This is a genomic window from Kitasatospora sp. SUK 42 (assembly GCF_015776785.2).
In the GTDB taxonomy this organism is placed as follows: Bacteria; Actinomycetota; Actinomycetes; order Streptomycetales; family Streptomycetaceae; genus Kitasatospora.
The window spans coordinates 413,254-431,063 of record NZ_LFMD02000005.1; the positions used below are offsets into that span (position 1 = coordinate 413,254).

16 protein-coding genes and 1 riboswitch are annotated in these 17,810 nt (G+C 74.0%); of the genes, 7 read left to right on the top strand and 9 right to left on the bottom strand.

Features of this window, described 5'->3' with window-relative positions; translation table 11 throughout:
- The 4 genes from RZ50_RS20450 to RZ50_RS20465 all read left to right on the top strand — a co-directional run.
- The coding region (locus RZ50_RS20450) for a hypothetical protein (protein WP_254802887.1) at positions 1–287 on the top strand (287 nt) is incomplete at its 5' end.
- Between the two features lie 92 nt (positions 288–379).
- Positions 380–1,351, top strand: a complete 972-nt coding sequence (locus tag RZ50_RS20455) for a pseudouridine synthase (RefSeq protein ID WP_196952186.1) — start codon at positions 380–382, stop codon at positions 1,349–1,351.
- Between the two features lie 90 nt (positions 1,352–1,441).
- Complete coding sequence (locus RZ50_RS20460; protein WP_196952187.1) at positions 1,442–2,227, top strand: SDR family oxidoreductase; 786 nt, start codon at positions 1,442–1,444, stop codon at positions 2,225–2,227.
- The gene (locus RZ50_RS20465) at positions 2,224–3,291 is read left to right on the top strand and encodes an S-adenosylmethionine:tRNA ribosyltransferase-isomerase (RefSeq protein WP_196952188.1); all 1,068 of its coding nucleotides are present in this window, start codon (positions 2,224–2,226) and stop codon (positions 3,289–3,291) included. Before RZ50_RS20460 ends, RZ50_RS20465 begins: the two co-directional genes overlap by 4 nt.
- 16 nt (positions 3,292–3,307) lie before the next feature.
- On the opposite strand, the gene RZ50_RS20470 is transcribed toward RZ50_RS20465, so the two are convergent.
- From RZ50_RS20470 to RZ50_RS20480, 3 genes are all read right to left on the bottom strand, one after another.
- On the bottom strand, positions 3,308–6,988 hold the full coding sequence (locus RZ50_RS20470; protein WP_196952189.1) for a SpoIIE family protein phosphatase: 3,681 nt from the start codon (positions 6,986–6,988) through the stop codon (positions 3,308–3,310).
- A gap of 70 nt (positions 6,989–7,058) precedes the next feature.
- A complete protein-coding gene (locus RZ50_RS20475) occupies positions 7,059–7,553 on the bottom strand; it encodes an Imm21 family immunity protein (protein WP_196952190.1) in 495 nt (164 codons plus the stop codon).
- Between the two features lie 493 nt (positions 7,554–8,046).
- Positions 8,047–9,567, bottom strand: a complete 1,521-nt coding sequence (locus RZ50_RS20480) for an MFS transporter (RefSeq protein ID WP_196952191.1) — start codon at positions 9,565–9,567, stop codon at positions 8,047–8,049.
- Between the two features lie 121 nt (positions 9,568–9,688).
- Here RZ50_RS20480 and RZ50_RS20485 point away from each other — a divergent pair, with 121 nt between their 5' ends.
- Positions 9,689–10,231, top strand: coding sequence for a helix-turn-helix domain-containing protein (locus RZ50_RS20485; RefSeq protein ID WP_196952192.1), 543 nt, complete (start codon positions 9,689–9,691; stop codon positions 10,229–10,231).
- Positions 10,232–10,299: 68 nt separating this feature from the next.
- Here RZ50_RS20485 and RZ50_RS20490 read toward each other — a convergent pair whose 3' ends face one another.
- The 3 genes from RZ50_RS20490 to RZ50_RS20500 all read right to left on the bottom strand — a co-directional run bounded on the left by RZ50_RS20490 (position 10,300) and on the right by RZ50_RS20500 (position 13,599).
- Positions 10,300–11,487: an alpha/beta hydrolase gene (locus RZ50_RS20490; RefSeq protein ID WP_196952193.1), complete on the bottom strand. Its 1,188-nt coding sequence runs from the start codon at positions 11,485–11,487 to the stop codon at positions 10,300–10,302.
- Between the two features lie 126 nt (positions 11,488–11,613).
- A complete protein-coding gene (locus RZ50_RS20495; protein ID WP_196952194.1) occupies positions 11,614–12,798 on the bottom strand; it encodes a thiolase family protein in 1,185 nt (394 codons plus the stop codon).
- Between the two features lie 102 nt (positions 12,799–12,900).
- A complete protein-coding gene (locus RZ50_RS20500; RefSeq protein WP_196952195.1) occupies positions 12,901–13,599 on the bottom strand; it encodes a hypothetical protein in 699 nt (232 codons plus the stop codon).
- A gap of 462 nt (positions 13,600–14,061) precedes the next feature.
- Between RZ50_RS20500 and RZ50_RS20505 the strand changes: the two genes are divergently transcribed.
- Positions 14,062–14,319, top strand: coding sequence for a hypothetical protein (locus RZ50_RS20505; RefSeq protein WP_196952196.1), 258 nt, complete (start codon positions 14,062–14,064; stop codon positions 14,317–14,319).
- A gap of 68 nt (positions 14,320–14,387) precedes the next feature.
- Here RZ50_RS20505 and RZ50_RS20510 read toward each other — a convergent pair whose 3' ends face one another.
- From RZ50_RS20510 to RZ50_RS20520, 3 genes are all read right to left on the bottom strand, one after another.
- Complete coding sequence (locus RZ50_RS20510; protein WP_196952210.1) at positions 14,388–15,308, bottom strand: glycoside hydrolase family 19 protein; 921 nt, start codon at positions 15,306–15,308, stop codon at positions 14,388–14,390.
- A gap of 230 nt (positions 15,309–15,538) precedes the next feature.
- Positions 15,539–15,967, bottom strand: coding sequence for an HIT family protein (locus RZ50_RS20515; RefSeq protein ID WP_196952197.1), 429 nt, complete (start codon positions 15,965–15,967; stop codon positions 15,539–15,541).
- A gap of 166 nt (positions 15,968–16,133) precedes the next feature.
- Positions 16,134–16,829: an MSMEG_1061 family FMN-dependent PPOX-type flavoprotein gene (locus tag RZ50_RS20520; RefSeq protein ID WP_196952198.1), complete on the bottom strand. Its 696-nt coding sequence runs from the start codon at positions 16,827–16,829 to the stop codon at positions 16,134–16,136.
- A gap of 167 nt (positions 16,830–16,996) precedes the next feature.
- Here RZ50_RS20520 and RZ50_RS20525 point away from each other — a divergent pair, with 167 nt between their 5' ends.
- Positions 16,997–17,311, top strand: coding sequence for an antibiotic biosynthesis monooxygenase (locus tag RZ50_RS20525; protein WP_196952199.1), 315 nt, complete (start codon positions 16,997–16,999; stop codon positions 17,309–17,311).
- 185 nt (positions 17,312–17,496) lie between these two features.
- Positions 17,497–17,624: riboswitch (FMN riboswitch) on the top strand.
- Positions 17,625–17,810 lie beyond the last annotated feature (186 nt).

Here is a 17,810-nt window from a genome sequence, read left to right on the forward strand (position 1 = left end):
CCCGTGAGTACGTGGTCCGGCAGACCGCAGACGGCCGGACGAAGAAGGAGATCATCCGGCTCCTGAAACGGGCCGTCGCCCGGGAGATGTTCCGCTGCCTGAGCAGCACGGTCACCGTCCCCGGCATCGCCGACCTGAGACCCATGCGGCAGGCGAAGAACATCACCCTCACCGCCGTCGCCAACCACTTCGGGGTCTGGCCCGCCACCATCTCCACCCTCGAACGTGGCATCCGCCGAGACGACGACCTCGCCAACGCCTACCGCGACTGGCTCACCGCCGCTTGACAGCCAATAGGAGCATCAATCGCGCCCGACGACAACGCGGTGGGGTGCGGCCACGCGGCCCCCAGGGCGCGGGCACTACGCTGGGTCGGGAGATGAGACGCAAGAGCCGCCGCCCGACCTCCCCCCTCCCGCAGCGCCACGGCGTGGACCCGGTCCACCTGAGGCTGCCGATCGAGGGCGACTGGCCGACCGTACGGGAGCACCTGGTCGAGCGGCTGCCCACCGTGGGCGCGGCGCGGATCGACGCGGCGCTGCGCGACGGCGAGATCGTCGGCGAGCAGGGCCCGGTCGCCCCCGACGAACCGTTCCGCCCCGGCGCCCACCTGTGGTTCTACCGGGACCTCCCGGACGAGGTGCGGGTGCCCTTCGAGCTGATGGTGCTGCACCGCGACGAGCACCTGGTCGTGGTCGACAAGCCGCACTTCCTGGCCACCACCCCGCGCGGCCGGCACGTCGTCGAGACGGCGCTCTCCCGGCTGCGGCACGACCTCGACCTGCCCGCGCTCAGCCCGGCCCACCGGCTCGACCGGCTCACCGCGGGCCTGGCCATGTTCGTGGTCCGGCCCGAGGACCGCGGCGCGTACCAGACGATGTTCCGCGACCGCGAGGTGCGCAAGGAGTACCAGGCGATCGCCCCGTACGACCCGGCGCTGAGCCTGCCGCGCACCGTGCGCAGCCACATCGTCAAGGAGCGCGGGGTGATCGCCGCCCGGGAGCTCGACGCGCCGCCGAACAGCGAGAGCCGGATCGACCTGGTGGAACGGCGCGACGGCCTCGCCCGCTACCGGCTGCGGCCGCTGAGCGGGCGCACCCACCAGCTGCGGCTGCACATGAGCGGCCTCGGCCTGCCGATCCTCGGCGACCCGGTGTACCCGCGGGTGCTGCCCGAGCCGGCCCCGGACGACTTCCGCCGCCCGCTGCAACTGCTCGCCTCGGTCGTCGAGTTCACCGACCCGCTGACCGGCCGGGAACGCCGGTTCGAGAGCCGCCGCACGCTCGCCGCCTGGACCGACCCGCAGGCCTGGGAGGCCGGGCCCGCGGCCCTGGGAGCGTCGGAGTCCTAGGACGGCCCACCGGTCTAGGGCGAACGGAGGAGCCGGTCCCGGGCCCGGCGGCCGATCCGGCGAGGGCCCCGGCGGCGCGATCGTGGGGCCATGAACGCAGCACAGCACACCAACCCCGCACCCGTCGCCCTGGTCACCGGCGCCTCCCGCGGCCTCGGTCTGGCGCTCGCGCACGTCCTGGCCGCCGAGGGCTGGAAGCTGGTGATCACCGCCCGCGGCGCGGCCGAACTCGCCGCGGCCGAGGCCGATCTGGCCGCCGTCACCGAGGTGGTCGCCCTGCCCGGCTCGATCGTCGACGACGACCACCGCGCCCGCCTGGCCGGCGCCGCCGAGGAGCTCGGCGGCGCCAGCCTCCTGATCAACAACGCCGGTACGCTCAACGGCGCCCCCCGCTCCGGCGGCGAACCGCTGCCCCGGCTGGCCGACCACCCGCTGCCCGACCTGCTGGAGACCTTCGAGGTCAACGCGCTCGCCCCGATCGCGCTCACCCAGCTGGTCCTGCCCCAGCTGCGCGCCCACTCCGGCGCCGTCCTCAACATCAGCTCGGACGCCGCCGTGGTGGCCTACCCCGGTTGGGGCGGCTACGGCGCCAGCAAGGCCGCGCTGGACCTCGCCACCGCCGTACTCGCCCGGGAGGAACCGGAGTTGAACGTCTGGGCGGTCGACCCGGGCAGCATGCGCACCCGGATGCTCCAGGAGGCCGACCCCGGCGAGGACATCTCCGGCGAGCCGCTGCCCGAGCAGGTCGCACCGGTCCTGCTCGGCCTGCTGCGCGGGCGCACCCCCTCCGGCCGCTACCGCGCCGAGGACCTGCCGCGCGTCGTGCCGGCCGCCGCGCCGGTCGTCGTGCCGGCCGGGGACCGAGGTGGCCGATGACGGCCCTGACCGACCTCGGGCTCGACGTCACCGTTCCGCCCGAACTCTCCGCCCGCGCACCGGCGGAGGCGCGCGGCGGGGCCCGGGACGGCGTGCGGATGCTGGTCGGCCGGCGCGCCACCGGAGGCGTCGAGCACCGCCGCTTCACCGACCTGCCCGAGGTGCTGCGCCCGGGGGACCTCCTGGTGGTCAACAACTCGGCCACCCTCCCCGCCGCGCTGCCGGGCCGGCTGCCCGACGGCACGCCGGTCGCGCTGCACCTCTCCTCCGCCCAGCCCGACCAACGCGGCTCCCACCTGGTCGAGTTGCGCCGGGTGGTGCCGGGGGAGGCGGCGGCCTACTACCCGCCGGGGGAGTCCCCGGCCCGCCCCGGGCTGCGGGTCGCCCTGCCCGCCGGTGGCGCGGCCGAGCTGCGCCGCCCCTTCACCGCCCGCCTCTGGTTCGCCGAACTCGCCCTGCCCACACCGTTGTTGCGCTACCTCGAACTGCACGGCCGGGCCATCAGGTACGGCTACGTGGATCGCGACTGGCCGATCGAGTCCTACCAGACGGTCTTCGCGACCGTCCCCGGCAGCAGCGAAATGCCCAGCGCGGCCCGCCCCTTCAGCCCCGAGGTGGTGGCCCGGCTGGCCGGCCGGGGCGTGCTGGTCGCGCCGGTCACCCTGCACACCGGGGTCGCCTCGCCGGAGGCGCACGAGGCCCCGTACGCCGAACGCTTCCTGGTCCCGGCGGCCACCGCCCGGCTGGTCGGGCACGTACGGGCCGAGGGCGGCCGGGTGATCGCCGTCGGCACCACCGTCGTGCGCGCCCTGGAGTCGGCCGTGTCGCCCGACGGAACGCTCCAGGAGACCGACGGCTGGACGGAGTTGGTGATCACCCCCGAGCGCGGCGTCCGCGCCGTCGACGGTCTGCTCACCGGTTGGCACGAGCCCCGCGCCTCGCACCTGCTGATGCTCGCCGCCGTCGCGGGCCGCCCGCTGCTGGAGGTCTGCTACCGCGAGGCGGTGCGACACCGCTACCTGTGGCACGAGTTCGGCGACGTCAACCTGCTGCTGCCGGACTGAGAGGGGGCGGGCGGGCCTACCCGGTGGGGAACCCCGGCGGCAGCTCCAGTTCGAACCAGACCACCTTGCCGTCCTTCGTGCGGCGGGAGCCCCAGCGGTGGGCCAGTTCGTTCACCAGGTGGATGCCGCGGCCGCCCTCGTCCTCGGCGCGGGCGCGCCGGATCCGGGGCGTCTCGCTCTCCCGGTCGGCGACCTCGACGGTGAGTACCCGGTTGCAGAACAGCCTTAGCTGGGTGGGGGATCCGGCGTGCACCAGGGCGTTGGTGATCAGCTCGCTGGTGAGCAGCTCGGCCCAGTCGGTGAGCGCGTCGAGGCCCCAGGCGGCCAGCGTCCCGCGGATGAAGCGGCGGGAGTGGGCGACCATCGCGTGGTCGTCGGTGAGCGGCAGGGAGGCGATCCGGTCCGCGCCGTCCGGGCGTACCTGCGCCATGATGACGGCGATGTCGTCCTCGGCGTTGCGGTCGGTGAGCCGGGCCAGGACGGCATCGCAGGTCTGCTCCAGCGAACGGCCCCGGTCGGCGACCGTACGGCAGAGCAGTTGCAGGCCCTCGTCCAGGTCGTGGCCCCGGCGCTCGACCAGCCCGTCGGTGTAGAGGGTCAGGATGGCCTCCTCGGGGAGGGTGAACTCGACGCTCGCGAAGTCGACTCCGCCGACGCCGAGCGGTGCGCCGGGCGGCAGTTCGACCAGGTGCGCGTTCCCCAGGGTGTCGGCGACCACCGGTGGCAGGTGGCCGGCGCAGGCGGCGGTGCAGCTTCGGCCCACCGGGTCGTACACCACGCAGACGCAGGTGGCGAACTGGCCTTCGCCGAGCGCCGTGGTGGCCTCGTCCAGTCGGTACAGCACCCGGGCGGGGTCCAGGTCCAGGGTGATCAACGTCCGTGCCACCGTCCGGAGTTGTCCCATGGTGGCGGCGGCGCGGATGCCGTGGCCCATCACGTCGCCGACGATCAGCGCGGCCCGCCCGGAGGGGAGTGGTACCACGTCGAACCAGTCGCCGCCGACCTCGCTGACCACGCTGCTGGGCAGGTAACGGTAGGCGAGTTCCAGGCCGGGCGTGTGGTGGATCTCCTGGGGCAGCAGGCTGCGCTGGAGGGTGAGCGCGGTGTCCCGCTCGCGGCGGTAGAGCCGTCCGTTGTCGATCGCCAGGGCGGTGCGGGCGGCGAGCTCCTCGGCCAGCGAGCGGTCCGCCGGGCCGAACGGCGCCGGGTTGCGGGTGCGGACGAACTCCGCGCCGCCCAGCACGTGTCCGCGCGCGACCAGCGGCACCATCAGGTAGGAGTGCATTCCGGCCGCGAGGCTCGGCTGCACCCGTTCCGGGGTGGCGACGATCCGGCGCAGCTCCGTCCCGGTCACCTCGGACACCAGGACCGAGCGCCGGGTGCGCAGGCTCTGCGCGTACACCTCGGCGGACTGGGAGGTCTCGCCGGCCTGGTCGGCCGCCTGCGTCATGCCGCCGTCCGGGGCCGACTCGCCGACCGCCACCGCCCGCATCAGCACCCGCCCCTCGGCCGGGACGGGCCCGGGCTCCTCGCCGCTGAGCACCGCCTCGCGCAGATCCACGGTGACGAAGTCGGCGAAGCGCGGGATCACCACCTCCACCAACTCCCGGGCGGTGCGGTGCAGATCGAGTGTGGTGCCGATCCGGTTGCTGGCCTCGTTCAGCAGGCCCAGCCGCTGCTGGGCGGCCCAGGCCTCGTCCAGCGCCCGCTGCCGGGCGGCGGCCGCGTCGCGCTCGCGGGTGAACAGCAGCGCGTTGTCGATCGACACCGCCGCCCGCACCGCCAGCTCCCCGGCCAGTGCGACGTCCTCATCGTCGTACGGGCGCTTCACCAGGGTCCGGTAGAAGGCCGCGACGCCGACCGCGCTGCCGCGCGCGATCAGCGGGACGACCATGAGGGAGAGCACGTTCTGCTCCCGCACGGCGGCGGTGCGCACCGGGTCGTCGGCGAACCAGGCCATGCCCTCCTCGTCCATCCGCGGCACCAGCACCGGCTCGCGGTGGGCCAGGCTCCACGCGTACGGCGAACCGGGCAGGAAGCGGTGCACCCCGCCGATCCGGTCGATCGGCACGAGGGTGGAGGCGGGGACCGAGTGGAAGGCCATGCGCCGCAGCAGTGCCGAACCGTCCGCCGAGGTGCGGGCCGCGGGCTCACCGCGGGCCAGGTCGTCCAGGATCTCCACCACCACGGTGTCCGCCAGCCGGGGCGTCGCCACCTCGGCCAACTCCTGTGCGGTGCGGTCGAGATCGAGCGTGGTGCCGATCCGGGCGGAGGCCGCGTTGATTAGTGCCAGCCGTTCCTGCGCGGCCTTCGCCTCGCGCAGCGCCTGCTGCCGGGCCAGCACGGTCTGGTGCTGGCGCAGGTACAGCCGGGCGTTGTCGATCGCGACGGCCGCGCGCGAGGCCAGCTCGTCGCCCAGGGTGATGTCCGCCGGGTCGAAGGACTCGCGCGAGCCGCGCCGGGAGTACACCACCATGCCCAGCGTGGTGCCGCGCGCCACCAGCGGGGTGATCCGCACCGAACGCGGCCGGTCGCCGAGGAACGCCCGGCGGCGGCTCTCGTCGATGCCCTCGCTCAGCGGCGGGAGCGCCCAGGACGGCACCACCACCGTCCGTCCGCCGGTCAGCGCCCGGGCGTACGGGGAGTCCGCCGACAGCTCGTGCACCGTGTCCAGCGGCATCGCCTCGGCCGGGTACAGCGGGTCGGCCGAGGCCAGCGCCAGGCGGCGCACCAGCTGCGGGGCGTGCGGAGCGGGCGGCTCGACGGTGCGGCCGGCCACCAGCGCCTCCAGCGCGAACACGGCGCTGATGTCGGCGACCCTGGGCACCATCGCGTCGGCCAGCTCGCGGGCGGTCTGCCGCAGGTCGAGCGTGGTGCCGATCGAGTCGGTCGCGTCGACCAGCAGGGCGAGCCGCTCCTGCGCGCGGGCCGCCCGGGCGTCGGCGCGGAAGCGCTCGGTGATGTCGATGACGGTCGCGCTGACCCCGAGCACCCGCCCGGCCCGGTCCGCCAGCCGGAAGTACGAGGCGGACCACGCGTGGTCGTGCTGAGGGTCCCCCGGGGTGCGGCCCTGCGAGCGGAAGTCCATCACCGGCCCGCCGCCCGCCATCACCCGCCGCATCGCCGCCTCGGCCTCGGCGCCGTTGATCCCGGGCAGCACCTCGGTGAGCCGGCGGCCCAGGTGCTCCTCGACGGTCACTCCGTTCAACCGGGCCAGCGCCTCGTTCAGCCGGACGAAGCGCAGCTCGGCGTCGAGCACCGCCATGCCGACCGGGGACTGGGCGAAGAAACCGTCCAGCACCGCCAGGTCCGCCTGGAGCCGGCGCAGCGTGGTCACCTCGGAGGCGACGGCCAGCACCAGCGTGGCCCCGCCGGGCCCGCGGATCGGGTGGGTACGGAACTCCAGGTTCACCAGGTGCCCGTCCCGGTGCCGCACCGGGAACACCCCGGACCACTCCCGGCCCTCCAGGATCCCCCGGAACAGCTCCAGCACCTCGGGCCGCGACTCGTCGTAGGTCAGCAGCCGGGCGGCCTTCACCCCGACCGCCTCGTCGGCGCGGTAACCGAGCAGTGCCTCCGCGTTGCCGCTCCAGTGCAGGATCCGCCCGTCGGCCTCAAGCAGCGCCGTGGCGATCGGCACCATCAGCAGGGGGTCCTGCCGGGGCTCCCCCTGGCGCTGCCCGTCGTCGTTCACCATGGCCAGAGAACCGTCCGGAGATCGTTCCCCCCGAGCTCTGCCATCTTCGCACGCGGCCGCGGCGGGCCGCTCACCGTGCGGGCAGCAGGCGTTCCAGGTAGAAGGGCGCCTCGGGGGCGCTGTCGACCAGCGACTGCACCAGGTAGCGGCCCCGCGCGAGTTCGACGGCCAGGTGCCGGCCCTGGGGGAGCATCTCCTCGCCGTCGTACGCCGCGTCCGTCAGCAGGTAGCGCCCGGCCGTCAGCTCCACCGTCGGCCCGTCCTGCCACACCCCGGACCGCAGCGCCTCCCGCACCAGCGGGCGGACGGCGTCCGAGCACGGGCAGTGGACCGGCCGCACGAACACCCGCTCCTCGGCAAGCCACGCGATCGGCAACGGCTCCCCGGCCAGCACCAGCACGTCCCCGTGCCCGTCCACCGGGAACGCGGTCGCGTACTCGTCGATGTGCTGGTCCAGCAGCTCCTCCACGCGCTCGTACGTCCAGCTCTCGACCGCCCGCTCCGGGCACACCACGTACCGCCCGCTGTCCGTTCCGTCCAGCCAGTTCAGCTCCACCTGCGTCATGCGGGGCATCCTCGCACGTCAGAGACGGTGCGCCAGGCCGGGATCCGCACCGCCGGGCGCGGAGCTGGGCCCGGGTGGCTGCGATCCTCGGTGGCGGGCCGGTCGGACCACCGGCCCACCACCTCGCTCAAGGAGGCCCGCATGCCCGACTTCGGTGGGGGATTCACCGACCCGGACTCGCCCGAGGACGACCAGCTCGACAAAACCCCTGAGGAGAGCGCCGGGGAGAACACCGGGGATGCCACCTGACCGTGCCGCCGTGCCCCGCCCGGCGGGCGGGGTGGCGGGGTTCGTGGAGTGGGAAGTCGGGTGGGTCGACTTTTCGTGCATCGCTGTGGGGGCGTGGTCCGGGGGTGCAGGCTTGGGCTTCGGTTCGACGTGGCCGCTGGGGGGATATCGCTGCTGACGTCTGACCGTGCCGCCGTGCCCCGCCTGGTCGGCGGGGTGGCGGGGTTCGTGGAGTGGGAAGTCGGCCGGGTCGACTTTTCGTGCATCAGCGTGGGGCGTGGTCCGTTGGTGCAGGTTCGGGCTCCGGGGTGGTGCGGGATTCGGCGGTGCGGGCGGTCAGTGCCAGCAGGGCGCCCGCGAGGCAGAGGGCGGCGGCGACCAGGACGGCGCGGTCGGTGCCGGTGGCCAGGGCGTCGGCCGCCGCCGTGGGGTCGGGGGCGGTGGTGCGGGCCGAGCCGGCGACGGCGATGGTGATGGCCACGCCGAGAGCCGAGCCGATGTAGCGGGAGGTGTTGTTGGCGCCCGAGCCCATGGCCGCCCGGTGTGCCGGGACACTGCTGACCGCCAGTCGGGCGAGCGCCGCGTTGAGGACGCCGCTGCCGATGCCGGCGACCACGAGGCCGGGCGCCAGCCGGAGCCAGGAGGAGCCGGGCGTGAGCCCGTACAGTCCGGCCTCGCCGAGGCCGCAGACCAGCAGGCCGAGGGCGACCTGGGCGGTGGCCGACAGCCGGGTGGCCAGGCGGCGGGCCTGGAGCGCGGAGACCACCGACAGGCCCGACCACAGCGCCAGCACGCCGCCTGCCGCCAGGCCGGACAGGCCGAGGACGCCCTGGAGCAGGGTGGGCAGGTAGCTCATGAAGCCGACCAGCGACAGCCCGGTGAACAGCGCCCCGCCGGTGGCGGCGATGAAGCCGGGGCTGCGGAACAGTGCGAGGTCCAGCATCGGTTCGCGGACCTTCGCCTCGACCGCCGCGAAGGCCGCGAGCAGCAGCACCCCGCCCGCCAGCAGCGCCACCACCACGGGGCTTGCCCAGCCGCTGCGGCCCTCGGCCAGTCCGGCGATCAGCAGGGACGTCCCGGCGGCGAGGGTCAGCACCCCGTAGGGGTCGAGGGCGCGTGGCTGCTCGGCCCGGGACTCGGTGAGGTAGCCGGCCGCGCAGGCGGCCACGGCGGCCGAGGCCACCGCGAGCCCGCCGCCGACCGCGCGCCAGCCGGCCCACTGCTCGACCAGCGCGCCGTAGACCGGCCCGACGGCGATGCCCAGGCCGACGGCCGCGCCCCAGATCCCGAGCGCCCGGATCCGGGCCGGCCCCGGCGGGTGGGCGTGGCTGATCAGGCCGAGCGCGGGGGCCAGCAAGGCGGCGGAGGCGACGCCGAGGAGCACCCGGGCGGCCAGGTAGACGGCGCCGCCGGGGGCGAGCGCGGCCAGCGCCTCGGAGACGGCGAACAGCAGTACGCCGAAGGTGAAGACCCGCTTGCGGCCGTGGTCGTCGGCGGCGCTGCCGGCGGTGAGCAGCAGTGCGGAGATGCCGACCAGGGTGCCGGTGAGGATCCAGGTGCGGCCGGTGGCGCCGAGGTGGGCGGCCTGGGCGGTGGCGGCGAGCGAGGCGGTGGGGGCGGTGTAGGCGACGGTGGCCAGGGCGGTCGCCGCGGCGGTGACGGCCAGCGTGGCACCGGCGCGTACGGGCGGCGCGGTCGACGTACTCGACGCACTCGGCCCGAGCGACGTACTTGGTGCGGACGGCGCGGTCGCGGATGGGGAGGAGCCGGGTGGTGCGGGGGACATGGATGTTCCCTCCGGAGGATGGACCGGCAGGTCTGGTGAATGAACCTTCGTCTCGGCGGCAACGCTACCACTGAAGGTCTGTTCATTGAACCCACTCGCCATGTGGACTACGCTGACCCGCATGGCGCTGGGAACCGACTACGAACGGCAGGACTGCGCGCTGGCCCGCGCGCTGGAGGTGGTCGGCGAGCGCTGGAGCCTGCTGATCGTGCGCGACGCGTTCTACGGCGTGCAGCGGTTCAACGACTTCCTCGTCCACCTCGGCATCCCCCGCGCCGTCCTCACCGCGCGGCTCAACGCCCTGGTCGCGGCCGGGGTGCTGCGCAAGGAGCCGTACCAGCAGGCGCCACTGCGCCACGGCTACCTGCTCACCGAGGCCGGCCTCGAACTGTGGGGCCCGCTCTACCAGCTGAGCCGCTGGGGCGGCCGGCACGCCACGGACGGCGGCCCGTACCACCTGTTCGCGCACACGGCCTGCGGCACCGATCTGGACTTCGTCGGCGTCTGCCCGAAGTGCGGCGGCGCCCCCGTCCCGCCGACCGGGGTCGTCATGCGCCCCAACCCCGCCCGCGCCGGCGTCCGCCGCGAGGACCCGGTCTCCCGCGCCCTGGTCCGCCCGCGACCGCTGCTCGAACCGATCGCCTCGGCGGCCCCGGCCGCGTAGCGGCCCTGGGCCGCCCGCATGCCGATGAGGCCGCCGGCGGGTCGCCGACGGCCTCACGGGAGCGGTGGTCAGGAGTGGAAGCCCACCTCGGGGTTGGCGGCGGTCGGGCCGTCGAAGAGCGGCTGGTCGATGCCCTTCAGCTGGAGGTCGAAGAAGGCCCCGACGTACTGGCGGGTGAGTTCGATGGCGCGCGCCCCGGACATGGTGGTGCCGCTGGGCTGGGGGATGCCGAGTGCCTCGAAGAACAGCGGGTAGTCGGTGAAGCTGCCGTGGTTGGTTCCGTCGAAGGTCAGCCACCGCTTCCAGCCGTCGAGCCGGGGCCAGCTCTTGGTCCAGCTGGTGTCCTCGCCCTCGCCGGGCAGGGGGTGGCCGATCATCAGGAACGGCTTGCCGCCGATGCCGGACTCGGGCACCAGGTAGTCCATGGTGCCGTCCAGGTCCACCCCGGCCCGGATCCGGTCGTCGGTCACCAGTGCCGGGACGCTGGCCGCGCCGCCGGCCGAGTGCCCGGCCATGCCGATCCGGTCGCGGTCGATCATGCGGGCGTAGCGCCAGGCCGGGTGGGGGCGGTCGGTCAGCTGGTCGATGACGAAGGAGACGTCCTTCGCCCGGCTCTCGTCCACCCGCTCGAAGTCCTTGTCCGTGAGCTTGCCGCACAGCACGCAGGGCAGCGTCTGCCCGTCCGGGAAGGTGGTGCCGCTGTTCTCGTAGGTGTGGTCGACCAGCGCGACGACGTACCCGTGACTGGTCAGGTCCTCGGCGAGGCTGGTGAGCGAGGCGCGGGGCATGGTGAAGCCGGGCGACAGCACCACCAGCGGGTAGTGCCCGCCCTGCGGGCGCGCGCCGGACTCCGCCCAGGTCCGGGTGTTGGTGACGGATTCGGTCGGGATGGAGTTGCCGGCGAGCTTCAGGTCCAGCAGGAGCCGGGCGGCCGCGGCGGTCATGTACGGGGCCGGGCTGCCGGTGCCGGCGTGGGCGGGGTAGTACATCGAGACCATCAGCTGGCGCGGGCCGGCGGACGGGACCCACGGGTCCGGACGGTTCCGGTCGACTAGGTGCAGGACCTCCTGCCCGACCGCGTACGGCCCGGTCGGGCGGGGCAGTTCGACGTGCAGGGCACTCGGGGCGGTGGCGGCCGGGGTGCCGACCATGGCACCGGCCGTGGCGGTGGGCGCGGCCAGGGCCGGTGCGGCGACGGACAGGGGCAGCGCGAGCAGCAGCGCTGCCGCGGCGGCGGTGATGCGAATTCGGCTCATGCGGCCGACGGTAGTTCGCTGGTAGGGAAGTTGACGTCGGCTCAGCGGTGTACTCGCCCCCTCCGGGGCGGGCCCGTCGGCACCCTAGGGGGTGGGGGATCGGCGGGTGGGATCAGCGGGCGGGGATCAGCCGACGGCCTCCAGGATCGTGGCGTTGGCGAGGCCGCCGGCCTCGCACATGGTCTGGAGCGCGAACCGGCCACCGCTGCGGCGCAGTTCATGCACCAGGGTGGTCATCAGCCGGGTGCCGCTGGCGCCGAGCGGGTGGCCGAGGGCGATCGCGCCGCCGTTGACGTTGAGCCGGGCCGGGTCGGCGCCGGTCTCCTGCAGCCAGGCCAGGACCACGCTGGCGAAGGCCTCGTTCACCTCGAACAGGTCGATGTCGGCCAGGGAGAGGCCCGAGCGGCGCAGCACCTTCTCGGTCGCGGGCAGTACGCCGGTCAGCATCAGCAGAGGGTCCGAGCCGGTGACCGCGAAGGAGTGCAGTCGGGCCAGCGGGCGCAGGCCGAGCCGGGCGGCGGTCTCGCTGCTGGTGATCAGGACGGCGGAGGCGCCGTCGTTGATCGGACTGCTGTTGCCCGCCGTCACCGACCAGTCGATCTGCGGGAAGCGCTCCGTGAAGGCGGGGTCGGCGAAGGCCGGGCGCAGCCCCGCCAGCACCTCGGGCGTGGTGCCCGGACGCACCGACTCGTCCATGGCCACCAGCCCGGCCGGCGTCGGCACCGGGACCAGCTCGTCCGCGAACCGGCCCTCCGCGTGTGCCCGGGCCGCCTTGGCGTGCGAACCGGTCGAGAACTCGTCCATCGCCTCCCGCGAGATCGACCACTTGGCGGCGATCAGTTCGGCACTGACGCCCTGCGGGACCAGCCCGCCCGGGTAGCGGGCCGCGACCGAGGCGCCGAACGGGTCCGCCCCCGGAGGCACGTTGGACCACATCGGCACCCGGCTCATCGACTCGATCCCGCAGGCCACCACCACGTCGTACGCCCCGGCGATCACCCCCTGCGCCGCGAAGTGCACGGCCTGCTGGGAGGAGCCGCACTGCCGGTCGACGGTGGTCGCCGGAACGGACTCCGGGAGTCCGGCCGCCAGCCAGGCGTGGCGGGTGGTGTTCATCGCCTGCTCGGCGACCTGGTCGACACAGCCGCCGATCACGTCGTCGACCAGGGCGGGGTCGATCCCGCTGCGCCCGATGAGGGCCTGGAGGGTGTGGGAGAGCAGTTCGACCGGGTGGACGCCCGAGAGCGCGCCTCCTGGCTTGCCCTTCCCGATGGGCGTGCGCACGGCTTCGACGATCACGGCATCGCGCATGGCTGGCCGCCTCTCCTCTGAGGGTCGCTTCCAAGGGTAGTTGGAAAAGCAAACCCACTATAGGTTCGTGAGTTTGGAAATCCAACCTTCTAGAGGCCCCTTCTAGAGGCTCCGAGCCCGCACCTCCGCCAGGAAGTCGGCCGCCGCGCGGGCGTTGGGCACCGGGAAGGTGAGCGGCAGCCCGGCGGAGTACGTCCGGATCTCCAGCTCCCCGAGGCCGGACGCCCGGGCCGACTGCACCTCCTCCCACCGATAGGCCTCCGTCACGGCCAGCGGGTGCGGCGGCCGGTGCACCAGCCCGCCGGCCGTCACCGTCAGCCGCCCCCGGGCGAACCGGACGCTCCCCTCGGTGCGCAGCGCCTCGTGCAGGGCGGCCCGCAGACCGGGGGAGAGGCGCGCGTCCACCTCCCGCAGCAGCTCCTCCAGCCCGCGCAGTCGTGCCAGCACCAGCGGCTCCTCCGCGCCGGCCGGCCATATTCGGCCCTGCTCGGCCTCCCCACGCCGCCCGGCGGGGGAGTACTCGCCGGCCTCCAGCTCCGCCCAGGGCAGCAGCCGCTCGGCGCCGTCCGCCCCGACCAGCGCCAGACCGCCCTCGTGCACCCGGACGGACCGCAGCCCGGACGCGGGCCGCAGCCACCCGTACCCGCCGGTGGCCACCACCGCCACGGCCGCCACCACCGGCGCGGGCCACCACTCGCCGAGCGTCAGGCAGACCGCCACCGCCAGGACCGCCGCCCCGGCGTCCACCCAGGCTCGCGCCCGCCAGGACAGCGGCCGGAACCGCCGGTGCACCCGCACCACGCGCCCGAGCGGCCCGGCGGACCCGGCGGATCCCGCAGACCCGGCGGACCCGCGCCGAGCCGCGCCGCTCTCCGCGAGCGACCGCGCCCACGCCGGCGACCACACCATCGCCACTTCGGCCTCCTTGCACTCACCGGTCTCCCCAACCGGAACCGCGACTGTTGGATCACCAGGATCGACCGTCCGCCGCCTCCGCGAACAGTGCCAATCGACACCCTTTGGCCCGAAACGGCCGCACCGTGACCGGGATCAGGGGGTGCCTTTCGGACTGGAAGGCCATCGGAGGATCGGAGGACTCCCGCCCGACGGCCCGAGCCGCAGGCGCCGGCAGCAGCGCCGAGCCGGCCGCGTCCACCGACCTCCGGGTGACGGCAGGCAGGTGCCCGGCCGTGAAGATCGTGGTCCGAGGGTTCTGGCGGCCATGAGGTGCGGTCGGGCCGGTGCTGGTGCACTCTCCTCACCGTGGAAGTCGCGACGGGCGAGCTGCGGCGCCTTCGATCCGAGCCGGGCGCCGAGGATGACCAGCTGCGTCAGTTCCTCGTACGCGTCCGGTTCGCCGCCGAGGATCCGGCCCAGGTCATCTCCCGTGCGCGGGCGGTGCTGACGCGCGTGATCGAGCAGGTGGGTGACCGGCCCGCGTTCGAGCACTGGCCGCAGCTGCTGCCGGCGTGGTTCGTCAGTCACCGCTCCCATGGATGTGCGCCCCGCCGCGCTCGGTGATGTCCGGACGCCACGATGTGGCACCCGAACCCGCGGCGCGGCGGGGCGGGGCGGAGCGGAACGGGGCGTCAGCAGCTCAGGTTGCCCCCGGGCACGGTGCCGAGGAGCTGCACGAAGCTCTGGTACAGACTGATCCGGTGCTGCATCTGCGCGGTGTTGTTGCCGTTGCACTCCAGCGAGCCGTTGATGCTGCGGATCGTCTCGCCGAAGCCGCGCCCGTTGACCATCGCGTCGTGCGCGGTCATGGTGCCCGGCCCGTTCTGGGTGTTCCAGTACCAGAGGCCGGTCTTCCAGGCCACCGCCGGATCGGTCTGCACCAGGTTGGGGTTGTTCAGCAGGTCGATGCCGAGCGCGTCGCCCGCCGCCTTGTAGTTGAAGTTCCAGCTGAGCTGGATCGGCCCGCGCCCGTAGTACGCGGCCTGCCCGGCCGGGCACCCGTACGGCTGCGAAGCGTCGCAGTAGTGCGGGTAGTTGGAGGTGTCCTGCTCGACCACGTACACCAGCCCGCCGGTCTCGTGGCTGACGTTGGCGAGGAAGGCCGCGGCCTCCTGGAGCCGGACGGTGTCACTGCCGGTGGTCGCGAAGCCCGGGTACGCGCTGGTCGCGTCGAGCAGGCCCTGGTAGGTGTAGAAGGGGTTCCGGTTCGGGAACATCTGGTCGAACTGGGCCTGGCTGACCGGGAATCCACCCGGGACGCGGGTCGGCGTCGGCGTGGGGGTCGGAGTGGGCGTGGGCGTCGGGTCGGTGGGCCCGCCGCAGGGGCCCTGGTCGGACCAGACCCCGGAGCCGCCGCTGCTCGGGGGTTCGTTCTGGGTCCACCACTTGGCGGTCCAGTTGTGCCCGTTGTACGAGACGGACGCGCCGCCGGTGTACACGGCGGCGGCGTTCCACGGCGTTCCGCAGGCGGCCGCACTGGCGGAGGCCGGGAGGAGCACCGCGAGCGCGAGTGCCGTCACCGCGGCGGAGAGCAGCGCGAGCAGGCGTTTGATTGACACGTCATCACCCCTTGTGCGGTGGGGGCCGCACGTCGTCGAGAAAGGGACCTGGTCGGGGCAGGGGAGCCGGGCCCCGTGCGGGGGCGCGTCGTGGGGGACGGCCGACCGGGGTGCAGGCCGGTACGGGGCTGACACCGACTCAAGCGGAATGGTCTATACCTGTCAAGGGGGTCGGCGGCACCGCCTTCGGTGAACCGGTGAGGAGAGCCCTGCGAACCGCCGTGCTACGAACCGGCGGAGTCGGCGTCGAGCGCCGCCCGCAGCCGCGCCGCGACCTCCGCCGCCCGTGCCTCGTCCGGATACGTCCCGCGCGGCCAGAAGAACCCGCGCAGCCCGTCCTTCGGATTGCGCGGCACCACGTGGACGTGCAGGTGCGGCACCGACTGGCTGATCCGGTTGTTCGCCGCCACGAAGCTGCCCGCCGCGCCCAGCCCCCGCTCGACGGCCGCCGCCACCCGTTGCACCCGCAGGAAGAACGGCCCGACCTCGGCGGCCGGCAGGTCCGCCAGGGTCCGGTGGTGGGCGCGCGGTACGACGAGGACGTGGCCGGGGAACAGCGGCCGGTGGTCCAGGAAGGCGACCGCCGCCTCGTCCTCCAGCACCCGGTGCGCGGGCACCTCGCCCGCCACCACCGCACAGAACAGGCAGTCCATCCGCTCATTCAAGCGACCGGCGGCGGCCCCGGTGCCCGTGCGGCCCCGAGCCCGCCCGACGCCACCCGTCCGGACGCGGGCCCCGCCCGGACGCAGACCCCCGTCCCCGCGCAGGCCCCCGCCCGGACGCCGACAACCCGGCAGGGGCGGCTGCTCGTACCGTTGGTCACTCGTACCGGTACAGCAGCGCCTCCCGCTCCGTCTGTTCGATCAGCTCGATGGTCAGCGCGTCGTCCCGAAGGTGCGACAGCGTGACCTCCGCCGAGCTCGGCTGCGCGTCCTTGGCGAGCCAGTTCTCCGGCTTCCACGCCGAAGCGCGCAGGAAGGCCTTCGGGCAGTGCCCGTACACCTCCTCCACGGCCACCACGATCGCGCTGCGCGGAGGCTTGCCGACGGCCGTCAGCTGCCGCAGCAGCTCGGGGTCGGTGGAGACGCACGCCCGCCCGTTGACCCGGAGCGTGGTGTCCCGGCCCGGTACGACGAACAGCAGTCCGACCCGGCCGGTCTCGATGATGTTGTGCAGGGTGTCCAAACGCTTGTTGCCGGTGGCGTCCGGAATGGCCAGGGTGTACTCGTCGAGCACCGAGACCAGCCCGGCCGGCCCGCCGCGCGGCGAGACGTCGCAGCGCCCGGAGGCGTCGGAGCTGGCGACGAACACCAGCGGGGAGCAGGCGATCAGGCGCTGGGCGACCTCGTGCAGGCGGTCCACCTGCTTGCGGCGCGCCTGCTCGCTCGGCTGCTCGTAGATCTCGCGCAGCCGGGCCGGGTCGGTGATCGCCCCCGCGCCGAGGGCGGCGAACAGGCGGTTCGGCGTGTCCGGAGCGGTGGTTGACGAAACGGCAGCTTCCGGTGTGATGGTCATGTCGCGAATCTAGTCGAGGCCCGTCCCGCCACCCCTGGCCCGAGGCCCCGCGAGCTACCCTCCCCGAGGTTGTCGGCCCTCCGGGAAATAGTTGCCGCACCCCTCCCCACCAGCGGTTTTCCGCTGATAATGGGGCCAGGGATCCCAGGCAGCCGGAGGTGGTGGCCGTGATCGTGAGAATCTGGGCCGGACAGGTCGCGGCCGATCGCATCGAGGAGTTCTGCGCACACCTGGCCAACCAGGTGATCCCGCGACTGGGGCAGACGGACGGCTGCCTCGGCGGCGAACTGTTGCGCTCGGTGACCGAGGACGGGCACCGGGTGCTCGTGGTGAGCCGCTGGCGGGACGAGGAGGCCCTGCGCGGGTACGCCGGGCCGATGTGGCGGATCCGGCCGGTCTGGTCGGAGGGCGAGCTGCACTACCTCGCACACCCCCCGGTGGTCACCCACTTCATGCCGGTCGCCGCACCCGCCCCGCTCTGACGCACCCGCCCCGCTCCGGCACATCCGTCATCCGCCGGGTCGCACCCCGCCCCCGTACCGCTTCGCGCCGCGTGCCCCGCACCGCGCCGCGCATTCCCCACAGGGCCGTGAAACAGGCCACAGCCCACGACTCTCCCTGGCCGTGCTCCGCCCGTGGCACAATGACGTCAACAGCAGTGACGTTCAGCGCACTCCGGGGTCGGTGAAAATCCGAACCGGCGGTTACAGTCCGCGACCCGTCCGCAGCCAGCGGCCGGTTGACCAGGTGAAATTCCTGGACCGACGGTTAAAGTCCGGATGGGAGGCGTGCGCGGGCGGACGAAGAGCAGTACCCGTGGTCCATCGACAACCGGACCGGACCACGGTCAGGTGAACGACGGGAGCACTGTCTCCCGCGCCGGGCGAGCGATCTCCCGGCGGTCTCAGTGGGCACCCCGGCGACGGGTCGTGCCGACGGGCTCGCGCACCGGTGCCCGTCCGTGTCATCTCCCATGCCGCC